We start from the raw sequence: 25,805 nt of genomic DNA, 5'->3' as shown, positions 1-25,805 counted from the left end.
TGGTGCCCCTGCGCGACCGCAAGCGTCACCACCAATAGTGATATCAATCAATCCGACTAGGCTTCAGCCTGACCCCGGCCGGATGCGGCCGACGGCCCCGGAGCGCGAGGAGAACGATGGGCACTGACCACCGCACGCTGCACAACCGGGTGCTGGCGGTGCTCGGGCCCGCCATCGCCGCAGGCGAGTACGCGACCGGCCACACCTTCACCCTCCAGGGGCTGGAGCGGGACTTCGGCGTGTCCCGGACCGTCGCGCGGGAGGCCGTTCGCGTCCTGGAGTCCATGCGGCTCGTGGTCAGCCGCCCCCGCACCGGCATCCGGGTGCGCCCGAGCCGGGACTGGAGCGTCTTCGACCCCCAGCTGATCCGCTGGCGCCTGGCGGGCTCCCAGCGCATGGAGCAGCTGCGGTCCCTCAACGAGCTGCGCGCCGCGCTGGAACCCGGCGCCGCCGCGCTGGCCGCGCAGCGGGGCGGCGCCGAGGAGCGCGCCCAGCTGGTGATGGTCGCCGAGCAGATGGTCCGTACCGGCCGCGCGGGCGACCTGGAGGCCTTCCTCGAACTGGACATCATCTTCCACCGCCGCATCCTGGAGCTGTCCGGCAACGAGATGTTCCTCGGCCTGGCCCAGGTGGTGTCGGAGGTGCTGGTCGGCCGCACCTCCTACCACCTGATGCCGCGCAACCCCCGTCCGGAGGCGCTGCGGCTGCACAAGACCGTGGCCCAGGCCATCCGGGACGGCCTCCCCGACGTCGCCGAGGCCGCGATGCGCTCCATCGTGACCGAGGTGGCCGTCGCCCTGGAGGACGAACCGAGCGGCGTGCACTCGGCGACCTGACGGGACGGACGGCCGCGCGCCCGCCCCCGGCGGCCTACAGCACCAGGCTGAGGCCGAAGGCGAGCCCGAAGCCGATGAAGCCGATCAGGGTCTCCATGACGGTCCAGGTCTTGAGTGTCGTCTTGACATCCATACCCAGGAAGCGGCCGACGAGCCAGAACCCGGAGTCGTTCACGTGCGACAGCGCGGTGGCGCCCGAGGCGATCGCGATGACGACCAGGGACAGGTCGATCGTGGACAGGCCGTCGGCGGACTGCACGGCCGGGGCGATGAGCCCGGCCGCCGTGGTGATGGCGACGGTCGCCGAGCCCTGGGCCACGCGCAGCGCCAGGGCGATGACGAAGGCGGCCACGATCACGGGCAGACCGGTGGCCTCCAGGGTGTCGGCCAGCGCGGTGCCGATACCGCTGGTGCGCAGCACACCGCCGAACATGCCGCCCGCGCCGGTGATGAGGATGATGGCGCAGACCGGGCCGAGCGCGCCGCCGACGATCTCCTCGACGCGCTGGCGGGTGAAGCGGCCCTGGCTGAGCACGAGCATCGCGAAGAGCACGGTGATGAGCAGTGCGATCGGGGTCTGGCCGAGCAGCTGTGCGGTCTCCACCCAGGTGGCGCCCTCGGGGAGGGTGCCGGTGGAGACCAGCGTGGTCACGCCGGTGTTGGCGAAGATGAGCAGCATCGGCAGCAGCAGGATGGCCAGTACGGTGCCCAGGTGCGGCGGGTTCTCGTGCTTGACGGTGCCGTCGGACATGATGTCGTCGGGGACCGGGAGCTCCCAGCGGCGCCCGGCCCACAGGCCGAACAGGTAGCTGGCCAGGTACCAGGTGGGGATGGCCAGGAGCAGGCCGACGAGCAGGGTCAGGCCCATGTCGGCGCCGACCTCCACGGCCGCGGTGACCGGGCCGGGGTGCGGGGGCACGAAGGCGTGCATGACCGCGAAGGCGCCCGCCGTGGGCAGGGCGTACGTGAGCACGGAGCCGCCGACGCGGCGGGCCACGCTGAAGACGATCGGCAGCATGACGATGAGGCCGACGTCGAAGAAGATCGGGAAGCCGAACAGCAGGGAGGCCACGCCGAGCGCCAGGGGCGCCCGCCTCTCCCCGAACGCCCTGATCAGCACGCTGGCCAGGACCGCGGCGCCGCCGGTCACCTCCAGCATGCGGCCGATCATCACGCCCAGGCCCACGAGCAGGGCGACGTTGGCCAGTGTGCCGCCGAAGCCGTCCAGGAGGGTGGGCACCACCCCGGCGACCGGGATGCCCGCGGCGAGCGCGGTCAGGACGCTGACCAGGATGAGCGCGATGAACGCGTGCAGCTTGAGGCGGATGATCAGGAACAGCAGGAGGGCGATGGCGCCCGCAGCGATCCCGAGGAGGGGACCCGTCCCGTAGACGGGTTCGAAGTTCTCCACGGCGGAGCCTTCCGTCGGTGTGCGGTGGTGCTGAAGTCGTGCGGGAGCACGTCTCCGACCTGCTCGGGGGCAGGCTCCGAGAATGGTAATACCATTTGTGAGGTTCTGTGAACATCCAGGTCACACTTCCTGAATTTCACTGCGTTGTGCTCTCGGACACACACCCAGGGTGACCTGGGTTACGGCACGACCCCATCGCCCGGAAACGCCCGACCACAAGGGGACGACGCGGGAAATCGAGCTGGAAAGACGCGAAAACCCTCCCGTCCCCACCCGGATCCTGGGAAGCTGACCTCTCCGGGGCAGGGCCCGTCCGCCCCAGGAGCGCGAGAAGCCACCCACCCGCCCGGAGGGCGATCCGCCACCCCGCAGCATTGACAACATCCTGTCATTTTGACAGCATGCTGTCATGAACGACGACACCAGGAAGACCGTTCACCTCGCCGTCTACGACCAGCTCGCCGACTGGGAGATCGGGCACGCCACCGCCACGATCCGCGGCGGGGACTGGCAGCGCGACCCGGGCCGCTACGACGTGCTGACCGTCGGCCTCACCGGCGCGCCCGTCACGACCGCCGGAGGGCTGACCCTCCTGCCGGACGTCACCCTTCCGCAGCTCAAGCCCTCCTCCAGCTCGATGCTGATCCTCCCCGGGGCCGACGGCTGGGACACCGACCCCGAGTCCCTGTCCCCCTTCGCCTCCGCCGCCGGGATCTGGCTCGACGCCGGGGTACCCGTCGCCGCCATCTGCGGCGCCACCGCCGGGCTCGCCCGCGAGGGCCTCCTGGACTACCGGGAGCACACCAGCGCCGCGCCCGAGTACCTGCTCTCCACCGGCTACGCCGGCACCGGGCGCTACCGCGACGAGCTCGTGGTCTCCGACGAGGGGCTGATCACCGCCGGGCCCACCGCGCCCCTGGAGTTCGCCCGCGAGATCTTCGCCGCGCTGGGCCTGTACACCCCCCGCGTCCTGGACGCCTGGTACCGGCTGCACGCCGAGCACGACCCGAACGCCTACCACGTCCTGTTGGAGGGTGCCTGAGGATGGCGCGCTCCGAGGACAGAGACGCCGAGCTGCTCACCGGGGCCGCCCTCACCGTCTTCCGGCTCAACGGACAGTTCCTTTCGGTGGCCGAGGAGCTGGCCCGCATCGCCGGGCTGACCGCCGCCCGCTGGCAGGTGCTCGGCGCGGTGGCCAGGGAACCCCTGCCGGTGTCGGCGATCGCACGCCGCTTCGGCAGCACCCGGCAGAGCGTGCAGCGCATCGCCGACCTCCTGGTCGAGCGGGGGCTGGCCGAGTACCGGCCCAACCCGGCGCACAGCCGCGCCAAGCTGCTCGCCCCCACCGGCGCGGGGCTGGCCGCGCTGCGCCGGATCAGCCCCGACCACCGCCGGGTGGCCAAGGCACTGGTGGCCGAACTCGGCGAGGAGGACGCCGAACGGACCCTGGAGTCGCTGCGGCGGCTCTCACGTGCGCTGGACCGGCTCGGAGGCGACTGAGCGGCGGGCAGTATCGTCGGTTGCGGCCCCGGACTCCGCGTCCGCGGTCCGGTCCCGGTGCCCCGTCCCGCTCCGGGACGCGCTCGCACGAGGAGGAAACCGCCGTGATCGACCTGCGCTCCGACACCGTCACCCGCCCCACCCCGCCCATGCGCAGGGCCATGGCCGAGGCCGAGGTCGGCGACGACGTGTGGGGCGAGGACCCGACCGTGCGGGAGCTGGAGGAGGAGACCGCCGGCCTGCTCGGCGCGGAGGCGGCCCTGTACGTGCCCTCCGGTCACATGGCCAACCAGCTGGGCCTGTACGTGTCCGTCCGCAGCGGCGAGGAGGTCTGGGCACACGAGCACCACCACCTCGTCGGGGACGAGCAGGGCGCCACGGCCGTGCTGGCGCGGGCGCAGCCGCGCCTGTACTCGGACGGCGTCGCGCCATCCGACGAACTCCTGGAGTCGTGGATCGCGGGCCGGGGCGACATCCACCGGGCCGAGCCCGCGCTGGTGTGGCTGGAGAACACCTTCACCGGCCGGGTGGTTCCGCTGTCCGAGCAGCGCCGGGTGACCGGCTTCGCGCACCGGCACGGTCTGCGCGCGCACCTGGACGGCGCCCGCCTGTGGAACGCCGCCGCCGCGCTGGACGTGCCCCCCGCCGAGGTCGCCGCGGGGTTCGACACGGTCTCGGTGTGCTTCTCCAAGGGGCTGGGCGCCCCGGTGGGCTCGGCGCTGGCCGGGGAGGCCGACACGGTGCTGCGGGCCAGACGCGCGCGCAAGATGCTGGGTGCGGGGATGCGCCAGGCGGGCGTCATCGCCGCCGGAGCCCTGTACGCGCTGCGCCACCACCGGAAGCGGATGGCGGAGGACCACGGGCGCGCGGCGGAGCTGGCCCGGCTCATCACCGAGCGGTGCGGGCTGACCGCGCGGGCCCAGACCAACATGGTGCTGGTCCAGACCCCGGCCGGGGACGGCGGGCGCCACGCCGAGGCCTTCGCCCGGCACGGGGTCGCGGGGCTGGACATCGGGGACGCGGTGCGCCTGGTGGTGCACCTGGAGATCACCGACACCGACATCGAGGCGGCCGCCCGGGGTGTGGCCGAGGCCGCCGCGGAGCTGTGACGTCCCCGCCCCAGGTCAGCGGCGGGCACAGGGCTAGACTGGGCCGAATCGCCCCTGTGCCGGTCAACCGCGGGCGTGCCCCGGGTCACATCGCGTAGTAGCATTCGCGTATGACATTGTCGTACTAGAGAGTGGTAGCACCGCAATGCCGGGAAGAATCCAGTCGATCGAACGCGCGGCGGCCATCCTCCGGCTCCTGGCCACCGGCGCCCGGGGACTGAGCCTGGCGGAGATCTCCCGGTCGCTGGAGCTGCCCAAGGGCACCGTGCTCGGGATCCTGCGCACCCTGCAACACGTCGGCTTCGTCGAGCAGGACCCCGAGTCGGGGCACTACCGCCTGGGCGGGGGGATGCTCAGCCTGGGCACCCGTTACCTGGACGGCAACGAGCTGCGCACCCGGGCCCTGAACTGGGCGGACAGCCTCGCCTCGCGCAGCGGTGAGAGCGTGCGCATCGGCACGCTGCACAAGCACCAGGTACTCGTGGTGCACCACGTGTTCCGCCCCGACGCCTCCCAGCAGACGCTGGACGTGGGCACCCTGCTGCCGCTGCACGCCACCGCCCTCGGCAAGGTGCTCATGGCCTTCGACCCCCTGGCCGCACCCGAGGAGGACCCCGGCTCCGCCTCAGCCGGCGGGGCCGCGGTACTGGCCTCCTTCACCAGGCGCACCGTCACCTCCCCCGCCGCGCTGGAGCGCCAACTGGAGGAGGTCCGCGACAACGGCTGGGCGTGGGAGGTGGAGGAACTCGTGGAGGGCGAGGTCTCCATCGCCGCGCCCATCCGCGACCGGCGCGGCACGACCGTGGGCGCCATCGGGGTGCGCGGCGCGGTCGAGCGCCTGCGCGGGGACGACGGCAAGCCCGACATGGAGCAGGTCTCCTACGTGCGCGACGCGGCCCGGGCCATCTCCCGAGACCTGGGCGTCACGCCCTACTGAGCCCCGGGCTCCGCCGCGCCGTCCACAGGAACCGGCCACCCCTTCACCGGGGGTTCCGAACGCGCTTTCCTGGATACGGGGCCCTCCCGGGCCGCCCGCTCCGTGCTGCCCCCGCACGGAGCCCACCGGCCCCGCGCCCCCGATTCCGCCGGCGCCCGGCGGTTTCCCCATGTCCGGCACCGTCCTCGGGGGTTACGGTTCCAGGACACCGGACGGCGTGACGCACGCGACACGATTACGTCACGCGGCCTTGACATGGGCAGGAAAGACGGATGAAACTAACGCCTAATCATACGTCAATGTCGTACAACGTGCGGGTATAAACCCGAGTTCGCGTGCGTCCGGCCCCGCCCCGAGCCCTCCACCTGAAGGCGAGACACCCGATGAGTCAGCAGTACGTCGCCGCGATCGACCAGGGCACCACGTCGAGCCGCTGCATCCTCTTCGACCGGGACGGACGCATCGTCTCGGTCGACCAGCGCGAGCACAGGCAGATCTTCCCCCGGCCCGGCTGGGTCGAACACGACGCCGGGGAGATCTGGGCCAACGTGGAGGTGGTCATCCGCGAGGCCCTGGACAAGAACGACATCACCCCCGACCAGATCGCCGCCATCGGCATCACCAACCAGCGCGAGACCACCGTGGTGTGGGACCGCGAGACGGGCGAGCCGGTCCACAACGCCATCGTCTGGCAGGACACCCGCACCGACGAACTGGTCCGCGAGCTCGGCGGCGAGGCCGGGCAGGACCGCTTCCGCGAGCGGTGCGGCCTGCCGCTGGCCACCTACTTCTCCGGGCCCAAGCTGCGCTGGCTGCTCGACAACGTCGAGGGCCTGCGCGAGCGCGCCGAACGCGGCGAGGTCCTGTTCGGCACCATGGACACCTGGATCATCTGGAAGCTGACCGGCCGCCACGTCACCGACGTGACCAACGCCAGCCGCACCATGCTGATGAACCTGTCCACCCTGGAGTGGGACCCCGAGATCCTGGACACCATGGGCATCCCCTCCGCCGTCCTGCCCGAGATCCGCTCCTCCTCGGAGGTCTACGGCGAGGCCCGCGGCCACCTGGCCGGAACCCCCGTCGCCTCCGCCCTCGGCGACCAGCACGCCGCCCTGTTCGGCCAGACCTGCTTCGACCCCGGCGACGTCAAGGGCACCTACGGCACCGGTACCTTCCTCGTCATGAACACCGGCACCGAGCCGGTGACCTCCGAGAACGGCCTGCTCACCACCCTGGGCTACAAGCTCGGCGACCAGCCCGCGGTGTACGCCCTGGAGGGCTCCATCGCCGTCACCGGCTCCCTCGTGCAGTGGCTCCGCGACAACCTGGGCCTGATCTCCACCGCCCCGGAGATCGAGACGCTCGCCCGCACCGTGGAGGACAACGGCGGCTGCTACATCGTGCCCGCCTTCTCGGGCCTGTTCGCCCCGCACTGGCGCAGCGACGCGCGCGGCGTGATGGCGGGCCTGACCGGCTACGTCAACAAGGGGCACATCGCGCGCGCCGTCCTGGAGGCGACCGCGTGGCAGACCCGGGAGGTCGTCGACGCCATGAACGCCGACGCGCCCATGGAACTGACCACCCTGAAGGTGGACGGCGGCATGACCGCCGACAACCTGCTCATGCAGATCCTGTCCGACGTGCTCGACACCGAGGTCGTGCGGCCGATGGTCGCCGAGACCACCTGCCTGGGCGCGGCCTACGCCGCCGGGCTCGCGGTGGGTTACTGGCCCGACGTCGAGACCCTGCGCGTCAACTGGCACAAGGCGGCCGAGTGGACCCCGAAGATGGAGTCCGCCGTCCGCGAGCGCGAGTACCGCAACTGGAAGAAGGCCGTGCGCCGCACCCTGGACTGGGTCGAGCGCGAGGACGAGCGCTAGTACGGGGCGCGCACCCCACCGAACCACCGCCCCCGGGGGCCCCGGCTGCCATCCACGGCCCCCGGGGGCGGTTCGCGGGGCGTCGCGAATGCCCCGCCCCCACCCCATTCCTGTGACGGGTGTGTCCTGATCATCCCGTGCGCGCCGCCGCCTCGGCACGCCCGTGCGGGTCGGACCCCCGTGACCCGTTATCCCCCTCACGGGGCGGAGGTCCCCATGGTGTATCTGGCAGAGTTCCTCGGCACGGCGATCCTGATCCTGCTCGGCGGCGGTGTGGTCGCCGGCGTCTCCCTCGCACGCTCCAAGGCCCTGAACGGCGGCTGGATCGTCGTCACGTTCGGCTGGGGCATGGCGGTCGCGATGGCCGTCTACGTCGTCGGCGCCACCAGCGGCGCCCACATCAACCCGGCGGTCACCCTGGGCCTGGCCAGCATCGGCGAGTTCGACTGGGCCCTGGTGCCCGGGTACATGGCGGCGCAGACGGCGGGCGCGTTCACCGGTGCCGTCCTGGTCTACCTGGTCTACCTCCCGCACTGGGGGGTCACCGAGGAGCCGGAGGTGAAACTGGGCGTGTTCAGCACCGCCCCGGCCGTGCGCAACACCGTCGCCAACTTCACCACCGAGGTCATCGGCACCGCGGTGCTGCTCCTGGGCGTGCTGGGCATCGGCGCCAACTCCGGGCACGTCTCGGTCGAGGGCGGCGTGGACCTGAGCGGCCTGTTCACCACCGGCATCGCCCCGCTGCTGGTGGGCCTGCTGGTGCTGGCGATCGGCCTGTCGCTGGGCGGGCCCACGGGCTACGCCATCAACCCGGCCCGCGACCTGGGACCGCGCCTGGCGCACGCCCTGCTGCCCATCCCGGGCAAGGGTCCCTCGGACTGGGGGTACGCCTGGGTTCCCGTCGTCGCTCCGCTGGTGGGCGGTGTGATCGGCGCCTGGATCTGGAAGCTGACCGGGTTCGGCGGCTGAGCTCGGACGGAGCTCCTCCGGCCCCGCCGGAGTTCTCCGACCCCGGGGCGGCGGCCGGGTCAACGGCCGCCGCCCCGCAGAAGGGCCACGAGGGCGAACCACTCCCGGGAGGAGAAGCGCAGCACCGCCCCCCGGGGGTGGCGGCTGTCGCGCACGGCGTGGACACCGCCGAGCAGGTCCGCCACCTCCACGCACTCGCCCTGGTCGGGCTGGCTGTGCGAGGACGAACGGTAGGGGCGATCGAGGGGATCGTCGTCCACGTCAGGGCCCCGCGTGGACTTCTTGGAGGTAGTCGAGGGTCTCCCCCGGGCGCAGGGCGACCAGGCGCAGGTGGTTGATGAGGTTCTGGTAGCGCGCCACGTCGTCGGCCTCCTCCAGGTAGATACCGTCGGTGGCGGTCTCCAGGTAGACGACCGTGGGGTCGATGGTGGTGGGGAACTCCATGATGACGAAGGGGCCGCCGGAGCCGGGGTTGAGCCGGGAGGCCAGAGTCATCTGGATGGTCACGTGGGGCCGCCGGGCCATCTCCAGGATGTGCTTGACCTGGGTGTGCTTGGCCTCGGGGAACTCCTCCAGACGGAGCAGCGCCCCCTCGTCGAAGATCGCCCACAGCTCCGGGGGGTCCTCGTCGTCCAGGATGCGCTGCCGGGTCATCCGGGCGTCGGTGACGCGGCGGATGTCCTGGGGACTGACCAGGCACGCCTGCGCGGTCACCTGCATGTACTCGGGCACCTGGAGCAGTCCGGGCACGACCACCGGCTGCCAGGTGGTGATGGAGCGGGCCTCGGTCTCGAAGCCGACGTAGCGGGCCGCGAGGACGTCCCGGTAGCGGGTCCACCAGCCCCGGTCCAGGGACTGGCGGCACAGGTCGAGGATCTCCTCGTACTCCCGTCCGGGCGCGACCCCGCAGGCGTCCAGGATGGCCCGGACCTCGGTGAGCCGCGGGCGCTTCTTGACCCCCGACTCGATGTTGGAGTAGGTGGACCTGGACAGACCCGCGGCGGCGGCCGCCTCCTCGCTGGTCTTCTTCGCCGCAAGCCGTACCCGCCGGAGTTCGGCTGAGAGACGGCGCCGCCGGATCGTGGGTGAGTACCTGGTCGCCATGATGGGGCTCATCGTAGAACCGGCAGGCCCGACACGGGGGACAATCCGCCAAATCCGAATTCCAGACCCCTTCCCACTTTTGCTGAGCCGGATTCCAGCTAAGAAAAAGCTGGAATCCAGATTTTCGAGGCTTCGCGGGTCTGCGGTCCCTTCCTCCGCCCCGCCACGGGCCCGGGCCGCGGGCGCTCCGGCGCGGAGCGCGCCGCACCTCGCCCCGCAATGTTCGACAATGCCGAACCCCATGTACACCGTGCGCTCACACCAACCCCCTCAGCAACGCCAGTCTCTCTTTTTGACAGCCTGCCCGGAACGGGGTGCCCTCACAGAGGCCAGAACCGGACCCGTTCTTTCCCAACGTGCGGCATTGTCGTATCATGTGCCTGGTACTCGCTTGACATGTGGAGCCCGTTCGGCTGCACGCGAGACCCCCGCCATCCCTCCGAACGGACGGAGCACCGCCATGACCACCACCAGCCCGAACCGCATCACCTCCGAGCGTTCCCGCAGCCGGGAGGAGCTCACGCGGGGAACCTTCGACCTCCTGGTCATCGGCGGCGGCATCCTCGGCACGTCCGTCGCCTGGACCGCCACCCAGGCGGGCCTGCGCGTGGCCATGGTCGACGCCGGCGACTTCGCCGGAGCCACCTCCAGCGCGTCCTCCAAGCTGGTGCACGGCGGACTGCGCTACCTCCAGACCGGCAACGTCCGCCTGGTGGCGGAGAACCACCGCGAACGCCGATCCCTTGCCTCGGACGTGGCCCCCCACCTGGTCAACCCCATGCCGTTCCTGGTCCCGGTCTACTCCGGCGGACCGCACGGGGCGGCCAAGATGGGCGCCGGGGTGTTCCTGTACTCGGCGCTGTCGGCCTTCGGGGACGGTATGGGGCGCCTCCTCTCCCCCGCCCAGGCCGCCAGGCTCGCCCCGGGCCTGCGCACCGAGGGCCTGAAGTCGGTGGCCGCCTACAGCGACCACCAGATGAACGACAGCCGGATGGCCGTCATGACCGTACGCGCCGCCGTGGACGCGGGGGCCGTGGTCCTCAACCACGCCGAGGTCGTGGGCCTGCGCACCACCGGCGGCCGGGTCACCGGGGCCGACCTGCGCGACCGGGTCGAGGACCGCGAGTTCGGCATCGACGCCCGGCTGGTCCTCAACGCCACCGGTCCCTGGGTGGACCGGCTGCGCCGCATGGAGGACCCCGCCGCCGCCCCCAGCGTCCGCCTGTCCAAGGGCGCCCACCTGGTGCTGCGCACGCCGGAGCCCTGGCGCGCCGCGCTGACCATCCCGGTGGACAAGTACCGCGTGTCCTTCGCCATCCCGTGGGAGGGCAGGCTGCTGCTGGGAACCACCGACGAGGAGTACACCGGCGACCCGGCCGAGGTGTCGGTGCTGCCCTCGGACGTGGAGCAGATCCTGGGCGAGGCGGCGCTGGGCATCGACGCCCCCTACCTGGACGCCGCCCACGTGGACTACTCGTTCGCGGGCCTGCGGGTGCTGCCCGGCGGCCCCGGGGGCACGAGCGCGGCCAAGCGGGAGACCGTGGTCACCCAGGGCCGGGGCGGCATGCTCTCGGTGGCGGGCGGCAAGTGGACGACCTACCGGCACATCGGCCGCACCGTCCTGGAGGAGCTGCGCCGGGTGAGCGCGGTGCCGCTGGCCGAGGACATGGCCACACCGCTGCGCACGGTGCCGCTGCCCGGTCTGGCCAGCCCGGACGCGGTGACCCAGCGGCTGATCATCGACCGCTCCCCCGGCACCCGGCTGGACCCGTTGGTCGCCCGCCACCTGGCCTCCCACTACGGGAGCCTGGCGATGGACATCGCGGCGCTGGTGCGCGAGGCGCCCGAGCTGGGCGAGCGCATCCACCCCGACGGGCCCGACATCTGGGCGCAGGTGGTGTTCGCCCGCGACCGCGAGTGGGCCGTGACCGCGGAAGACGTGCTGCGCCGCCGCACCACCGTGACCGTGCGCGGCCTGGACACCCCCGAGGTGCGCCAGCGCACCCGGGAGCTGCTGGAGGGCTGAGCCCGCCCCGCCGGGCGGGGTCCCGTCCCTGACGGGCCCGCCCTCCGGCACGGGACCCCGCCCGGCGACGGGGGCACACACACGAGCGCCCCGGAAGGCGGTGCCTTCCGGGGCGCTCGGTGACGTACGTGCCTTAGAGGGCGACGACGTTCTCGGCCTGCGGGCCGCGGGTGCCGTCGACGACGTCGAACTCCACGCGCTGGTTCTCCTCGAGGTTGCGGAAGCCGCTACCCTGGATCGCGCTGTAGTGGACGAAGGCGTCGGGGCCACCGTCGTCGGGGGAGATGAAGCCGAAGCCCTTCTCGCCGTTGAACCACTTCACAGTTCCCTGAGCCATGTTCTCTCCTTCAGCTCGGTGTATACGGACGGATACTCACGTCCGCACAATTGCCGCGAGCCGGACTCTCATGAAGAAACCGCCCGCCGGTCACAAACTCCGCGGGCAAGACACCAACTGCGAAATTCAACGACTAACAATCTTCTTCGAACCTACCACAGCCTGTGAGCTCCGCAAGGGATTCCGGTGTGGCGACACGCACGGCCCGCAGGGGAATACTTGTGGCCTCCATGGGGTAGAGATGTGATCCGCATTACATACACGGGGGAGTCACCCCGTGTTCACCCGCAGGCTTTCAAGGCGTCGTTCTCGCACGTCAAAACGGGTCCCACCGCAGGAGCGGGCCCACGGGCACGCGTACCGTGCCCGCGTCCGGAGGTGTACCGCCCGCGGGCCGCGGAGCGCCGGAACGGAGGCCGACCCGCCCCGGCACCCCGGTTCCGGGAGGTTCCGCGCGAGATCCCGCGAGCCCGTGCACACGCCCGCAAATCAGCGCCGAACACCAAGTTTTCTCCAGGAAATGGGAATTTTCCCGGACCGCTGTCGTGTTCGCCCACGAAGTCCCGCCGGGTTCGCCGCGAAGCGGCGCGGAACCGCGCCGACACGCCCCGGGCACACGCCGGAGGAGGACACGCCGAGGCGCCCGCGGGGGGTCGACGGGCGCCGGGCAGGGGGAGGCGGACGGGTGCTCAGCCCTGGTCGATCCCCACGAAGTGCCCCTCCTCGGCCTCGATGAGCGGTGCCGACTCCTCGTCGGGCGCCGTCGGCAGGACGACGTCCTCGGGCGGGTTGGCCGCCAGTTCGGCGTCGACCTCGGCCCAGGTGCGGTGCAGCTGCGGTACGCACGAGAGCAGGTGGCGGCTGTAGGGATGCAGCGGGTTGTCGAACACCCGGGCCGTGGGGCCCATCTCCGCGATCGCGCCCTTGCGCAGGATCACGGACTTGTCGCTGACGTAGTTGCCCAGCGACAGGTCGTGGGTGACGAACAGGATGCCGAGCCCGCGCTCCTTGAGGTCGCTGAGCAGGTTGAGCACGTCGATGCGCGTGGAGGCGTCCAGCATGCTGATGATCTCGTCGGCCACCAGCAGCTTGATGTCCAGCAGCAGCGCCCGCGCGATCAGCAGCCGCTGCAGCTGGCCGCCGCTGAGCTGGTGCGGGTACTTGTTGAGGACGTTGCCCGGGTCCAGGCGCACCGTGGCCAGCGCGTCCAGCACCTTCCCGTGCCACTCCTTGGCCGGCGTGCGCGGGAAGTAGGAGGTGCGCACCATCTCGAAGACCCGGTCGGCCTTGAAGATCGGGTTGAAGCAGCTGAACGGGTCCTGGAAGACGCCCTGGACGCGGCGGTAGTACTCCTTGCGCGCCGCGTGGCCCCGGATCGTGGTGATGTCGGTGCCCTCGAAGGTGATGCTGCCCGAGGAGGGCCTGAACAGGCCCAGCACCATCTTGCCGATGGTGCTCTTGCCGCTGCCGCTCTCGCCGATGAGCGAGACGACCTCGCCCGGCTTCACCGTCAGGCTGACGTCGCGGACCGCGCGCAGGCGGCCGCCGCCGAAGGCGCCGACCCTGTACACCTTGTGCACGTGACTGAGTTCCAGCACGGTCTACCTCACCCCGTCTTCCAGCAGGCGGCCCAGTGGCCGGGTTCGATCTCCACCAGCGGCGGCTGTTCGGAGCACTTGGAGAACGCCAACGGGCAGCGGTCCTTGAACCGGCAGCCGGTGGGCGGGTTCAGCAGCCCCGGCGGGGTACCGGGGATGCCCTCCAGGCGGCCCTGCACGGTGGTGGACCCGACCTCGGGCAGCGCACCGATGAGCATCTGGGTGTAGGGGTGCCTGGGGCTGTTGATGATGGTGCTGGCGGGGGCCTTCTCCGCGATGCGGCCCGCGTACATCACCATGATCGTGTCGGCCATCTGGTACACGAGCGAGATGTCGTGGGTCACGAAGACCATGCTCTTGACGTACTCGCGGTCGCGGAACTCCACCAGCGACTCGGCGACGGAGCGCTGCGTGGACACGTCCAGGGCCGAGGTGACCTCGTCGGCGATCAGCAGCGACGGGTTGAGCAGGGTGGAGATCACCATGACGACGCGCTGCTTCATGCCGCCGGACAGCTCGATCGGGAACCGGTTGAGCACGTCGGTGTCCAGGCCGACCAGCTCCAGGCGGCGGTTGAACTCCTCGGAGACGTCGGCGAAGCGGATCCCGCGGGCCCGCAGCAGCTCGTTGACCATCCGCCCGATCTTGCGGGTGGGGTTGAGGGCGCTCATCGCGTACTGCGGGATGAGCGAGATCTCGTGGTAGCGCAGGGGGACCATGGCCTCGTCGTCCCCGATGGGGACGTCCTTGCCGTCCAGCTCGACGGTGCCGCCCACGTGGCGCATCCGCGAGTCCAGGCGGATCAGGCTCTTGCCCAGGGTGGTTTTACCGCAGCCGGACTCGCCGGCCAGGCCCATGATCTCCCCGTCCGCGAGGTCGAACGAGACGCCGTCGAGGGCGTGGACGTCCCCGCGCAGGGTCTGGTAGTAGACCTTCAGGTCGTTGACGCGCAGGGTCATTACAGCTCCCGCAGCTTGGGGTTGAACACTTCGTCCAGCCCGACGTTGAGGATGTACAGCGAACCCACGATGATCGTGATGCCGAGGCCCGGCGGGATGAACCACCACCACATGCCCAGCTGCAGCGCGCTCCAGGCGACGGCGCTCTCCAGCATCAGGCCGAGGGACACGCCGTTGGAGGGGCCGAGGCCGATGAAGTCCAGGCCCGCGGCGGTGAGCACGGCCCCGCCGAAGAGCAGGATGAAGGACATCACCAGGTAGGAGCTCATGTTGGGAGCGATCTCGGTGGTGATGATCTTCCACGTGCGCCGGCCGCTGAGCCGGGCCAGGTCCACGTAGTCGCGGGTGGCCAGGGACAGGGCCTGCGAGCGGACCGCGCGCGCCGCCCACGGCCAGGTGGTCAGGCCGATGAACACGCCCTGGATGAAGAGGCCGCGCACGTCCAGGTAGGCGATCGCGACGATGAGCACGACCAGGGCGGGCAGCACCAGCACGACGTTCGTGAGCATGTTGAGGATCTCGTCGACGATCCCGCCCTTGTACCCGGCGACGAAGCCGACCGTCGTCCCGATGAGGAAGGCGACGCCGCCGCCGAACGTGCCGATGAGGAACGTGGAGCGCACCCCGTACACGAACTGCGCCCAGATGTCCTGGCCGAAGGTGGTGGTGCCCAGCCAGTACTCGCCGTTGGGCGGCTGGCTGCGGGGGCCGACGTACTGGTTGGGGTCGTGGTCCACGAAGAAGGGGCCGATGATCCCGAGCAGGAGGAACGCCAGGACGATGCCCAGGCCGATGAGCAGCTTGGGGTTGCGCCGGGCGAAGTGGAGGGTCTCGGAACCCCTGCGCTCGCCGGCCGGCTCGGGGGTGCCCGCCTTCTCCGCGGTTCCCGGTGCTCCGGAGACGTTCGTCATGAGGAGCCTCCCGTCATCTGGACCCGGGTGCGCGGGTCGATCAGCACGTAGACGATGTCGATGATGAAGTTGGCGATCAGCACCCCGATGACCACGAACAGGAAGATGCCCTGGAGCAGGAAGAAGTCCCGGCTGTTCAGGGAGCTGAGGATCAGGGTGCCCAGGCCCGGGTAGTTGAAGACGATCTCGGTGAGCAGCGCACCGGCGATGAGCGTGCCGAGCTGGACCGCCAGGCCGGTGATCTGCGGCAGCATCGCGTTGCGGAACGCGTATCGGCGGATCAGGCGGCGCGGGGCGCCCAGGGCCTGGAGGTAGTTGGCGTAGTCCGCCTCCAGCTCGTAGATGATCATGTTGCGCATGCCGATCGCCCAGCCGCCGAGCGCCACGATGAACAGCGACAGGAACGGCAGCACCCAGTGGGAGAGCAGGCTGGAGATGAACATCCAGCTGAAGTCGGGGCGCAGGGAGTAGCTGTAGCCTCCCGCGACCGGGAAGACCCCGGCGACGATGCCCAGGCTCCAGGCCAGCAGCAGGGCCAGCCACATGTACGGGGTGGCGGTCAGGACGTAGCCGACCGGTAGGACCGTGTTGTCCAGGACCTTGCTGCGGGCGGCGAAGGCGCCGAAGCGGTTGCCGATGATCCAGCTGAGCAGGATGGCGGGCAGCAGCAGGCCCAGGGTGTAGGGGACGGCCCGCAGGATGATGTCCAGGACCGGTTCGGGGTAGAGCATCGTGCTGATGCCCAGGTCCCCGCGCAGCAGTCCCGACCAGAAGCTCAGGTACTGCTGGGGAAGCGAGCGGTCGAGGCCGAAGACCTCGTTGTAGTAGGTCGTCATGCGCTCCAGGGCCTCGGGGTTGCTGACCTGGGCGCGGGAGAGCATGCTCCGGACGGGGTCGCCCGGCATGAAGCGCGGGATCATCCAGTTGATGGTGACCGCGACGATGAACGTAAGCAGGTAGACGAAGAGCTTACGACCGATGTAGCGCCACACACGTTCCTCCAGGTGATGGCGGCGGACAGTCGAGTGGCCCCGGCGGGGGCGCGGTGCGGACCGGGGGTCCGTACCGCGCCCGCCCGCCCGGGGCGTCCCCGGCCGGGCCTCTTGCGCGCCGGGCCGCGGCCGGGGTGGGAGCGGTCGGGGGGAGGGGGAGGTGTGGCTCCCCCTGGCCCCTACTCGACCGGTTCGATCTCCGCGAGGGTGGTGATGGCGCCCAGCTCCAGCCAGCCGTTCCAGAGGGTGGCCGGGCTGTTCGGGGTGTCGCTGTGCTCGCTGGGCCAGTTGGTCCAGTGCTGGTTGGTGGACTGCGACCAGAGGCCGTTGTACCAGAGCGGGATGGCCGGGAGCTCGGCCAGCTGGATCTCCTGGATCTGGGAGGTAATCTCGGCGGCGGCCTCGACGTCGTCCACGGGGACGGCGGCGAGCTGCTCGGTGAGCTCCCAGGCCTCCTCGTTCTCGTAGCGGTGGAAGTTCACCGTGGTCTGCTGGTCGTTGATCGGCAGACGGAAGAGGTAGTCGTAGTAGGTCCAGGGCGTGTTGCTCAGCTGGCGCTCGTTGTTGATGATCAGGTCGAACTCACCGGCGTTGCGGTTGTCCACCAGCAGGTCGAACTCGGGGAACTGCGCCTCGACGTTGATCCCGACGGCCTTGGCGTTCTCCGCGATGAGGCGGGCCGACTCCATCCAGTCGGTCCAGCCGGAGGGGACCTCCAGGGTCAGGCTGATGGGGTCGCCGTCGGGCGTCTCCACGAAGCCGTCGCCGTCCTGGTCCAGGTAGCCGGCCTCCTCGAGGATGGCCACGGCCTCGTCCGCGTTGTAGCTGAAGCCCTCGGTCTCGACCAGCTCGTGGTCGATGTAGGCGTCCCACTCGGGCAGCAGGCCGGTGGGGTTGGCGGGCTCGACGAGGTTGGAGTAGGGCCCCTCGACGATCTGCTGGAGGTCGATGGCGTGCGCCAGGGCCTGGCGGAACTCCACGTCGTCCAGCGGCGCCTTGGTGAGGTTGGGGACCAGCCAGGCGGTGTTGGCGCTCCTCATGTACGGCGGGCCGTCGTAGAAGCTGGTGACGTTGCCGTCGCTGTTGAGGACCTGGTCGATTCCCGGGAGGAAGTTGTTGGAGAGGTCGACCTCGTTCTGGTTCAGCATGCCCATCGTCACCTCGTTGGAGGCGTTGACGATGTCGACGATGTAGCGCGCGTCCATGTCCAGGTCGAGCGCCTCGGTGGCCCACCAGTCGTCGTTGCGCTCCCAGACCATGCGGTCGTCGGAGTGCGACTCGTAGACGTAGGAGCCGGTGCCGACCGGGTTCTCGTTGGCGCTGTCGAGGACGTCGCTCTCCGACATCTCGCCCCAGATGTGCGCCGGGACGATCGGGGAGGTGTAGGCCCAGTTCATCCACTCCTGCGGACGGCTGTCCGAGAAGGTGACCTCGACCGTGCGCTCGTCGGTGGCCTCGACGCTCTCGACGTAGGTCCAGAGGTTGCTGTAGGGGGAGCCGTCGAGCTGGCCCAGCTCCATCGTGGTGACGACGTCCTCGGCCACCAGGGGCTCGCCGTCGGTCCAGGTGACGCCCTCGCGCAGGGTGATCTGGTGGACGTTGTCGGCGGTCCACTCGTCGCTCTCGGCGAGCCAGTGGACGTACTCGCCCGCGTCCGGGTCGAAGAGGAAGAGCGGCTCGTAGACCAGGCCGATCGTTCCGACCGCGTACTGGCCCCGCATCATGGGGTTCCAGCTGGTCGGCGGGCCCCACGCGGTACCGGTCGTGTACAGGGTCTCGTTCCGGGGGTACTGCCCTCCGGAAGCGCCGCTGCCGTCCCCGCCGTCACCCGAGCACGCCGTGGCCGCGATGGCCAGGGCCGCGAGTGCTGCGGGAAGCCGCAGATTTCTCATCTCGACTCCTCCTTCCACCCGGCCGGCCTGTGGGGGGACCCCTCCGGAAACCGGAGGAGTGGGAGCGCTCCCAATGGGGAGCGCGCAGGACCGTTGCTGAACCGGGTAAGTGACGTTAACAACAACACGTTCGCTGGAAGCCCGTCAATCCCCGACACTTCGCTGTTATTCGCTTGTAACAGCACAGATGCGGGTATGTCAGCTAGTTGGACCGCACTGAACCGGTTCTGCGACGGGGTTTCGCACCCGTCGGGCGCGGTCGGCGCCGGGACGCCGCGCACGGGGGAACCGCCCGCCCGGAGGGGGCCCGGCTTCGCCCCGCGGCCACCTTCCGGTCACCCGGGCCGGGCGTTCGTCCGGCCCCGCACGTTCTACGTGGCCACAGGGACAACAAAGACCCCGCCCGCACTACGAAGGAACCCCGGGCACGGCCGAGCTCCCGGTCCGGGCGCGGAGCCCGGCGGGAGGGGTGTCGGTTGGAGGGGGTCGGTTCAGGCCCCCAGGGGGCCGGTGCTCGCCCTCGGGTACAGCTCGCCCCGGGAGGTGCTCTGGTGCGCCACCGTCCGGCCCTCGACCGCCTCGGCCAGCATGAGCGCGGCCTGGCGCCCGTAGGAGACGACGTCGCGGACGATCGCGGTCAGGGAGGGGCGCACCAGGTGGCACAGCACCGAGTCGTCCCAGGCCACGATGGACAGCTGCGAGGGCACCTCGATGCCCATCTCGTGGGCCACGCCCAGCCCGGCCACCGCCATCAGGTCGTTGTCGTAGACCAGGGCGGTCGGCCGGTCGGTGGCGGCCAGCAGTCTGCGCGTGGTCCGCGTGCCCGCCTCTCCGGTGTAGTCGGCGTGCACCGAGCGCGCCCCGTCCAGCCCGGCCTGCTCGGCCGCCTCCCGGAAGGCACGCGTCCGCGCCCCGGTGTGCATGAACTCCGGCGGACCCGCCACCTGGACGATCCGCCGGTGGCCGAGCGCCGCCAGGTAGTGGACCACCTCGCGCACGGCGCTGGCGTCGTCGGTGTGCAGGCAGGGCAGGGAGCCCGCGCCCTCGGGGCCGCCCAGGACGACGGCGGGCAGGCCCAGCCCCTCCACGACCGGGACCCGGGGGTCCTCCACGCGCAGGTCGACCATGATCACGCCGTCGACCCGGCGCTCGGCCGCCCAGCGGCGGTAGGCCGCGATCTCGGCGCCCGTGTCCTCGGTGACCTGTAACAACAGGTCCACCCCGGAGGAGGCCAGCTCCGTCTCGATCCCCGAGACCAGCTGCATGAAGAAGGGCTCCACGCCGAGCGAGTGCGCGGGCCGGTCGACCACCAGGCCGACCGCGCCGACCCGCCCTCCGGGCGAGAGCGCCCGCGCGGGGCTGCTGGGCGCCCAGCCCAGGTCGCGGGCGATCGCCAGGATGCGCCCGCGGGTCTCCTCCGAGACTCCGGGACGACCGTTGAGGGCGTACGACACGGCGCCCTTGGACACACCTGCGGCCTTGGCGATGTCCATGATGGTCGGACGCCGCATCAGACCCCCCATCCGTCCCCCTGACCACAGACAACTGAACCGGTTAAGTAGACGGTTGGGGATTGTACTCCATCACCTGGGAAGCCCCCGGGGCCGGTACCTCAGCTCCGCGGGGAGCCCGGCTGGCACCCGGGGCACCAGTAGAGCGTACGCCCCGCCAGTTCCCGGGAGGCCACGGGTGAGGAGCACACCCGGCAGGGCTCCCCGGTGCGGTAGCAGACGTAGAGGGTGTCCGGCCGGGGGACGGGGCGCGCGGCCGGGTCCGGTCGGTGCTCGGGCCGGGTGGTGATGATGTAGCCGTCGCGCACCCCGTCGCGGAGCAGCGCGGAGAGGTCCGCCCAGAGCCGGTCCCACTGGTCGCGGGTGAGGTCACGGCCCGGGGTCAGGGGGTCCAGGCCGGCGCGGAAGAGCGACTCCGCGCGGTAGATGTTGCCGATCCCCGCCACCACGTCCTGGCGCATGAGCAGCGCGGCGACGCTGGTCCGGGAGCGGCTGACCGCGCGCCAGGCGCGTTCGGGGTCGGCGTCCGCGCGCAGGGGGTCGGGGCCCAGCCTGTCCTGGACGGCGAGTTTCTCCTCCTCGGTGACGACCTCGCAGGCCGAGGGCCCGCGCAGGTCGGCCCAGCCGGAGGAGTTGACCAGGCGGGCGCGCACCGCGCCGACCGGCGGGGGCGGCACGACGAAGCCCTCCCCGTCGCGGACCAGGTCCGGGCGGGATCCGCCCTCGGCGCGCGGGGCGCCCAGGTGGCGCTCCCCGTCGGCGTCGCCGAAGGTCCAGGCCCCGTACAGGCCCAGGTGGACCCGCAGCCACTCCCCCGAGTCGAAGCCCAGGAAGAGGTGCTTGCCGTGCGCCTCGCTCCCGGTCATCACCCGGCCGTCCACACGGGCGGCGCCGTCGGCGAAGCGGCCCTGCGGGCTGCTGGCCCGCACCGCCGCGCCGCCGAAGGTCTTGTCGAAGTGCGCCGCCAGGCGGTGCAGCGTGTGGCCCTCAGGCACCCGTGTTCCCCTCTCAACCGCGCCCCGGCCAGCGGCGAGCCACCGCGTTCCGGGCATCCCGCTCCAGGGTATTTCGCCGCCGCCGGACCCGGGCACCGGCCCGGGCGGGCGCGGCCCGACCGTCCTCAGTGCGCGGAGAGGATCTCCTCCACCAGGGCGCGCGGATCGGCCAGGCACCGCCAGGCCGGGACCACCACGACCGGGTCCCCGGTGGCGCGGTTGAGGGAGTGGCCGCGGGCGAGCAGGTGGCGCAGGGAGCGCCCGTCGGGCTCGCGGTCGAGCAGGAGCAGCAGGCGGCGGGAGCCGAACCGGACCACCATGTCGGCGGTCCAGCCCTCGACCGTCTGCTGGAGGGTCACCCCGGTACCGACCCGGCGCAGCTCCTCCACCAGCGTGGCCGCGGCCGGGTCCGCCCGTGGCGCGAGGGTGCCCGCCGCCAGCGCGTCCAGGTCGCCGAGCGGGCCGTCGTCCCCCGACCAGTAGCGGCGGTCCCCCACCGCCACGAGGCGCTGGCGGGTGCGGGTGAGCACCGACGACCACAGGTGGGCCATCCGGCGGATCCGGCGTTCGGCGATGGCGGGCGCCCCGAAGGTGAGCATGGGCGAGAGCACCGTGACGTCCACCGCGTCGCCGTCGCGGGCCAGCAGGTCGGGGCCGCCGAGCCGTACCTCGTGCCGGGGTGCGCGGGTGCGCAGCAGGCGGCGGATGAGCGCCACCTGGGGCTGGGTCGGCGCGACGACGCCGATCACCCGGCCGCGCGGCAGGTGCTCGTCGATCTCGTCGACCACCACCGCCACCCGGTAGGCCTCCTCCCGGTTGACGTAGGAGGCGCCGGGCGCCGCCTCGCACACCCCCGGGACGTCGCGCCACTCGAAGGCGGGCCCCGCGGTGGGGTCGGGCGTGGTGCGCACCGCGATCCTGCCCCCGTAGCAGTGCCGGGAGGCCACCTCGGCGAGCCGGGGCGGCGCTCCGTCGTGCTCGTCCAGCCAGAGCAGGGGCGGCACGGCCCGGTACAGGGCGCGCATCGCCGAACCCGCGCTGTAGCGCAGGCCCCGGTCGTCGAGTTGGTCGGCGGCCAGCCCCGCGACGGCCAGGGCCCGGCGCTCCTCCTCCGGCTCCAGCGCGCTCGTGGGGCCGGGGTGGGCGGGGTCGCCCAGGACCACCGCGCGGTTGGCCCGGTAGAGCGCGGGCAGCAGCTCGGCCACCCGGGTCAGTTCCGCTCCGAGCACGACGACCAGGTCGAACAGTCCCGCCTGGGGCGGCAGCGCGCGCATCTGGTCGGTGCGGCACACCCACGCGGGCAGGGTGTCGAACAGGTTGCCCAGACCGGGCCACCCGTTGCCGTGGTGCCAGTTGAGGGTCTCCAGGCGGTTCTCGATCGCGGCCCGCCCGCGCCACAGGCGGGGCTCACAGACCGCCCGCAGGCAGCCCGCGCTGGCCCTGCGGTGCCGGGCCAGCGCGTCGGCCAGCTCGGCGGTCAGTTGGCCCAGGGGGGCGCCGCGGGTGCGCCGGTCCACCGCCGAGCGCCACTCGCTCTCCAACCGGGCGACCACGCACAGCAGGGCGAGGCTGTCGGGGTCGGTGGCCACGCCCAGTTCGCGGCGGATCGCACCGCGGTGGTGCAGCCCGGCCAGGCCGCCCGCGCTGGCGCGCTCGGCCCGGTGCAGCCAGTACTCGGGGCCGCCCCGCTCGGGGGTGAAGAGGGCGTCGGGGTCCCAGCCCTGGGCGATGACGCGCTCGCGCTCCTCGGCCAGGGAGGCGAGCGCGTGGCCGCCCGAGGCCATGGTGTCCATGGCCCGCCAGGCCCGGCGGACGCGCGACCAGGCCTCGGACAGCTCCGCCCGGTGGGCGGTGGGGTCCCCGCCGTCCGTGCCCGGGGGTCCGATCGGCAGGCCGTGCGTGTGCTCGGTGAGCAGGCGGGTGAGCAGCAGCACCTCGGCGGAGCGGTGTTCGCGCACGCCCACCCGGACGAGGGGGTGCGCGGGCGAGGCGTCGGCCCGGGCGAGGGTCTGGACGACGTCGTCCTCGGTGTGCCCGCACACCAGCACGCGCTGTCCGTTGCCCACGGCGGTGCGCACGAGGGCGTCGACCAGCTCGTGCGCGCCGCAGCCCGGCGGGGCCGCGGCCACGGTGAGCTGCTCGCGCATGGCGGCGCGCAGGACCGCGTACTGGGACTGGTTGAGCGGGGTGGTGGAGAGGGGGACGATGGGTTCGTCGGTGCCGTCGTCCGGGAGCGGGGAGGAGCCCCCGCGTCCGATCCGCCGGAGGCCCGCCCGGCCGCCGCGGAAGAGCCGCGCGGAGGCGCCCTCCTCCGCTCCCCGGCTCGCGGCCGCCTGGCCCAGGAGGGACTCCAGGGCCGTGCCGCTGACGTCGTCGGGGTTGAGGCCGTCGCGGTCGGAGGGGTCGAGGTCGGCCAGGACGCCCTCGACGCCGCCGGGGTCGTACTCGTCGGCCTCGTGGTGTCCGCCGGGTCCGGCGCGCCAGAGGACGGCGACGTTGTGGGCGCCGTCGCCGTCGGTGCGCGGAGCTCCCCGGGTTCCGAGCGGGGCGATGTCGTCGACCCTCTCGATCTCCAGCCGGGCCAGCAGCGCGCGGACCTTGGCGGCGAGGTCGGCCACGGCTCCGGGGCGGCGGGAGGGGTCGGGCGCCCCGGCCCGCAGGCGGGTGCGCAGCTCGAACAGGTCCTCGGGATCGGTGACGCCGAGCCGCTCCAGCAGGGCGGGGTTGACGTCGGGAGGACCGACCGCGCGCACCGCCGCGTAGGCGGGGTCCGGGCGGGGGTCCGCGGCGTCGTCCACCGCGATCACGTCGACGGTGAGCAGGGGCAGGGCGAGGCGCTCCTCCTCCGGGCCCAGGAACACCAGGGGGTAGCCGTAGCGCGGGGCCTGTCCCCGGTGCTGCGCCAGGCGCAGGACCCGGGCCGCCTTGGGCGGGAGCGGGAGGGTCTCCCGGGCCCCGCTGAAGAGGGCCTCGGGACCGGCGGGCAGGCAGGCGCACAGGTCGGTGTCCAGGTCGTCGGCGCGCACGGTGTGGGTGTGCACGGCCTCGCGGCGCAGGCAGGCGCGCAGGTAGGCCAGGAGGGAGCGCACCTCCGAACGGTCGATCGGCGGTTTCCAGCGCAGTGATGCGGCGCCGACCCCCGAGCGGCCGCCGAGGGCCGTCGGCGGGTCCCCGGGCGCCCCCGGCGCGTACCCGATCTCGTACTCGTCGTCCCTCAGTGACCTCAACGTCGCCCCGCCCCCGATGTGGTAATCAACTGATTACCCGCTGACAGCAAGGCCCATTGTGGTGGATGGAGGGGCCGTCGGCCCTCCGAACGTTGAAACCCGTGCGGACTTTCACTCTCCGTGGGGCAGGACCCGCAGGGCGATCCACAGCTCGGCCCGGTAGTCCGGGTCGTCGAGGTCTCCGGGCAGCAGGTCGCGGATGCGCCGCATGCGGTAGCGGAGCGTGTGGCGGTGCACGCCCAGGGCCTCGGAGGCGGCGTCCCACCGGCCCGCCGCGGCCAGGTAGGCGCGCAGGGAGGCGAGCAGCTCGGCCGAGGTGCGCTGCTCCAGGAGCGGGGCGAGCATGTCCTCGGCCAGGCGGCTCCCGGCGGGGGTGCGGGCCAGGCCGAGCAGCCCGCCTGGCAGGTCGCCGAACCGCAGCAGGCGCTCCCCCGCGCCGCGCGCCGCCTCCAGCGCGCGCTCGGCCTGGGACAGCGCCGCCGGCAGCTGGGCGTAGGCGGAGGGGTCGCTCACGCCCACCGGGCCCTCCAGGAGTTCGCCGATCGCGCCGGTCCCCGCCGGGGCCAGCAGCAGGGCCCGTCCCTCATGCTCGGTGACCAGGACGCCCTCCGGCGGGTGCGCGGCCCCGACCCCGTCGGCCACCGCCACCACGACGGGTGCGCCGGGCAGGCTCTGGCGCAGCCGCCCGGCCCCGGGGTGCTCGGGGTCCAGTGCCCCGGCGAGCAGGGCCGTGAGCACCCCCTCGCTGATCCGGGAGGTGAGGTCGTGGGCGGTGCGCTCCAGTTCGAGGGACAGCAGCGACACCGCGGCGTTGACCAGGGTGCGCTCCTCGGCGCCAAGCCGCCCCCCGGCGCCCACGGCGAGGAAGCCGCGGACCTGGCGGCCGGTGGACAGGGGCTGGACGGAGACCTGTTCTCCGCCGGAGGTGAGGGAGGCGCTGGCGCGCGGGCCCGCCTCGCGCAGCCGTTCCAGTTCGCGTTCCAGGCCGGCCGCGCGCGCGGCGGCCGGGGCGGGGGCGGCGTGCCGGGCGGCGCCGTCGGCGGACAGCAGCAGCACCCAGGCGCCGAGGTCGCGGGACAGGCGGTCCACGATCGCGGGGGCGCCGGTGAGCGCGGCGCGGGTGAGGCCGCGCTGGGCGGCGAAGGCGCGGGTGAGCCCCTCGTACTCCTCCTTGGCCAGGAGGCGGGAGACCTCCTTGCCGATCGCGATGAAGGGGGTCTCGCGGGCGACCTCCAGCAGGGTGAGGCCGCACTCGGCGGCGGCCTCGCGCAGCTCGGGCGGGGTCTGCTCCAGGACGACGCCGACGGCGAAGCCGAGTCCGGCCACGCGGCGCCCGGCCAGGCGGCGCGCGTAGTCGCGCAGGTCGGGGACCCCCGAGGCCCAGCGCACCCCGGTGGTGAGCAGCAGCTCCCCGCCCGCCAGGTAGGGGGTGGGGTCCTCCAGTTCGCTGACCGCGACCCACTCCACCCGGCGGTCCAGGCGGTCCTGTCCGGTGAGCGGGCGCAGCCGCAGGCCCGGTGTGCGGGTCAGCGCGCCCAGGGTCGGCGGCATCGGCGTTCCCTCCTGTTCCGACGGACCCTGCCGCGTTGGCGCAAGGCCCTGTGTCGA

General features: G+C 72.2%; 21 protein-coding genes. 8 read left to right on the top strand and 13 right to left on the bottom strand.

Translation table 11 applies throughout. The annotated features are described in order from the left end of the window. The first annotated feature begins 116 nt into the window (after positions 1 to 116). The gene (locus tag FYW95_RS13695) at positions 117 to 836 is read left to right on the top strand and encodes a FadR/GntR family transcriptional regulator (protein ID WP_159940780.1); all 720 of its coding nucleotides are present in this window, start codon (positions 117 to 119) and stop codon (positions 834 to 836) included. A 34-nt stretch (positions 837 to 870) separates the two neighbouring features. Here the strand turns inward: FYW95_RS13695 and FYW95_RS13690 are convergent, their stop codons facing one another. After that, a complete protein-coding gene (locus tag FYW95_RS13690) occupies positions 871 to 2,247 on the bottom strand; it encodes a GntP family permease (RefSeq protein ID WP_159940778.1) in 1,377 nt (458 codons plus the stop codon). 409 nt (positions 2,248 to 2,656) lie between these two features. On the opposite strand from FYW95_RS13690, the gene FYW95_RS13685 reads away from it, so the two are divergent. The 6 genes from FYW95_RS13685 to FYW95_RS13660 all read left to right on the top strand — a co-directional run bounded on the left by FYW95_RS13685 (position 2,657) and on the right by FYW95_RS13660 (position 8,645). Next, complete coding sequence (locus FYW95_RS13685) at positions 2,657 to 3,289, top strand: DJ-1/PfpI family protein (protein ID WP_159940776.1); 633 nt, start codon at positions 2,657 to 2,659, stop codon at positions 3,287 to 3,289. Positions 3,290 to 3,291: 2 nt separating this feature from the next. Further along, positions 3,292 to 3,747 (top strand): MarR family winged helix-turn-helix transcriptional regulator, encoded by a 456-nt coding sequence (locus tag FYW95_RS13680; RefSeq protein WP_160050384.1) that lies wholly within the window; start codon positions 3,292 to 3,294, stop codon positions 3,745 to 3,747. 104 nt (positions 3,748 to 3,851) lie between these two features. After that, positions 3,852 to 4,856, top strand: a complete 1,005-nt coding sequence (locus FYW95_RS13675; protein WP_159940772.1) for a threonine aldolase family protein — start codon at positions 3,852 to 3,854, stop codon at positions 4,854 to 4,856. Between the two features lie 145 nt (positions 4,857 to 5,001). Beyond that, a complete protein-coding gene (locus FYW95_RS13670; protein WP_159940770.1) occupies positions 5,002 to 5,793 on the top strand; it encodes an IclR family transcriptional regulator in 792 nt (263 codons plus the stop codon). A 383-nt stretch (positions 5,794 to 6,176) separates the two neighbouring features. Continuing rightward, complete coding sequence (glpK, locus tag FYW95_RS13665) at positions 6,177 to 7,676, top strand: glycerol kinase GlpK (protein ID WP_159940768.1); 1,500 nt, start codon at positions 6,177 to 6,179, stop codon at positions 7,674 to 7,676. Between the two features lie 216 nt (positions 7,677 to 7,892). After that, on the top strand, positions 7,893 to 8,645 hold the full coding sequence (locus tag FYW95_RS13660) for an MIP/aquaporin family protein (RefSeq protein ID WP_159940766.1): 753 nt from the start codon (positions 7,893 to 7,895) through the stop codon (positions 8,643 to 8,645). Positions 8,646 to 8,704: 59 nt separating this feature from the next. On the opposite strand, the gene FYW95_RS13655 is transcribed toward FYW95_RS13660, so the two are convergent. Both FYW95_RS13655 and FYW95_RS13650 read right to left on the bottom strand, forming a co-directional pair. Further along, positions 8,705 to 8,905, bottom strand: coding sequence for a DUF397 domain-containing protein (locus tag FYW95_RS13655; RefSeq protein WP_159940764.1), 201 nt, complete (start codon positions 8,903 to 8,905; stop codon positions 8,705 to 8,707). Between the two features lies 1 nt (position 8,906). Then, positions 8,907 to 9,761 carry a helix-turn-helix domain-containing protein gene (locus FYW95_RS13650; protein WP_159940762.1) on the bottom strand — a complete coding sequence of 285 codons (855 nt, stop codon included), beginning with the start codon at positions 9,759 to 9,761 and terminating at the stop codon, positions 8,907 to 8,909. 448 nt (positions 9,762 to 10,209) lie between these two features. Between FYW95_RS13650 and FYW95_RS13645 the strand changes: the two genes are divergently transcribed. Continuing rightward, positions 10,210 to 11,775 (top strand): glycerol-3-phosphate dehydrogenase/oxidase, encoded by a 1,566-nt coding sequence (locus FYW95_RS13645; RefSeq protein WP_159940760.1) that lies wholly within the window; start codon positions 10,210 to 10,212, stop codon positions 11,773 to 11,775. 133 nt (positions 11,776 to 11,908) lie between these two features. Here FYW95_RS13645 and FYW95_RS13640 read toward each other — a convergent pair whose 3' ends face one another. From FYW95_RS13640 to FYW95_RS13595, 10 genes are all read right to left on the bottom strand, one after another. Beyond that, positions 11,909 to 12,112, bottom strand: a complete 204-nt coding sequence (locus FYW95_RS13640; protein WP_159940758.1) for a cold-shock protein — start codon at positions 12,110 to 12,112, stop codon at positions 11,909 to 11,911. 689 nt (positions 12,113 to 12,801) lie between these two features. Further along, positions 12,802 to 13,710 carry an ATP-binding cassette domain-containing protein gene (locus FYW95_RS13635; protein ID WP_159940756.1) on the bottom strand — a complete coding sequence of 303 codons (909 nt, stop codon included), beginning with the start codon at positions 13,708 to 13,710 and terminating at the stop codon, positions 12,802 to 12,804. 8 nt (positions 13,711 to 13,718) lie between these two features. Beyond that, complete coding sequence (locus FYW95_RS13630; RefSeq protein ID WP_159940754.1) at positions 13,719 to 14,669, bottom strand: ABC transporter ATP-binding protein; 951 nt, start codon at positions 14,667 to 14,669, stop codon at positions 13,719 to 13,721. Beyond that, complete coding sequence (locus FYW95_RS13625) at positions 14,669 to 15,580, bottom strand: ABC transporter permease (RefSeq protein WP_159940752.1); 912 nt, start codon at positions 15,578 to 15,580, stop codon at positions 14,669 to 14,671. The genes FYW95_RS13630 and FYW95_RS13625 overlap by 1 nt, the downstream gene beginning before the upstream one ends. Further along, complete coding sequence (locus FYW95_RS13620; RefSeq protein ID WP_159940750.1) at positions 15,577 to 16,572, bottom strand: ABC transporter permease; 996 nt, start codon at positions 16,570 to 16,572, stop codon at positions 15,577 to 15,579. Before FYW95_RS13620 ends, FYW95_RS13625 begins: the two co-directional genes overlap by 4 nt. A 179-nt stretch (positions 16,573 to 16,751) precedes the next feature. Further along, entirely contained in the window at positions 16,752 to 18,464 is a 1,713-nt protein-coding gene (locus tag FYW95_RS13615) for an ABC transporter substrate-binding protein (protein WP_159940748.1), read from the bottom strand. Positions 18,465 to 18,955: 491 nt separating this feature from the next. Continuing rightward, complete coding sequence (locus tag FYW95_RS13610) at positions 18,956 to 19,975, bottom strand: LacI family DNA-binding transcriptional regulator (protein WP_159940746.1); 1,020 nt, start codon at positions 19,973 to 19,975, stop codon at positions 18,956 to 18,958. A 101-nt stretch (positions 19,976 to 20,076) separates the two neighbouring features. Then, positions 20,077 to 20,970: an Fpg/Nei family DNA glycosylase gene (locus FYW95_RS13605; protein ID WP_160050383.1), complete on the bottom strand. Its 894-nt coding sequence runs from the start codon at positions 20,968 to 20,970 to the stop codon at positions 20,077 to 20,079. 125 nt (positions 20,971 to 21,095) lie between these two features. Further along, a complete protein-coding gene (locus FYW95_RS13600; protein WP_159940742.1) occupies positions 21,096 to 24,197 on the bottom strand; it encodes a DEAD/DEAH box helicase family protein in 3,102 nt (1,033 codons plus the stop codon). A gap of 111 nt (positions 24,198 to 24,308) precedes the next feature. Beyond that, positions 24,309 to 25,748 (bottom strand): PucR family transcriptional regulator, encoded by a 1,440-nt coding sequence (locus FYW95_RS13595; RefSeq protein ID WP_159940740.1) that lies wholly within the window; start codon positions 25,746 to 25,748, stop codon positions 24,309 to 24,311. Positions 25,749 to 25,805 lie beyond the last annotated feature (57 nt).

Origin of the sequence: Nocardiopsis sp. FR4 (assembly GCF_009830945.1) — a bacterium.
In the GTDB taxonomy this organism is placed as follows: Bacteria; Actinomycetota; Actinomycetes; order Streptosporangiales; family Streptosporangiaceae; genus Nocardiopsis.
Note: the sequence above shows the minus strand (reverse complement) of the source record. Positions and strands in the feature narration are given on the sequence as shown.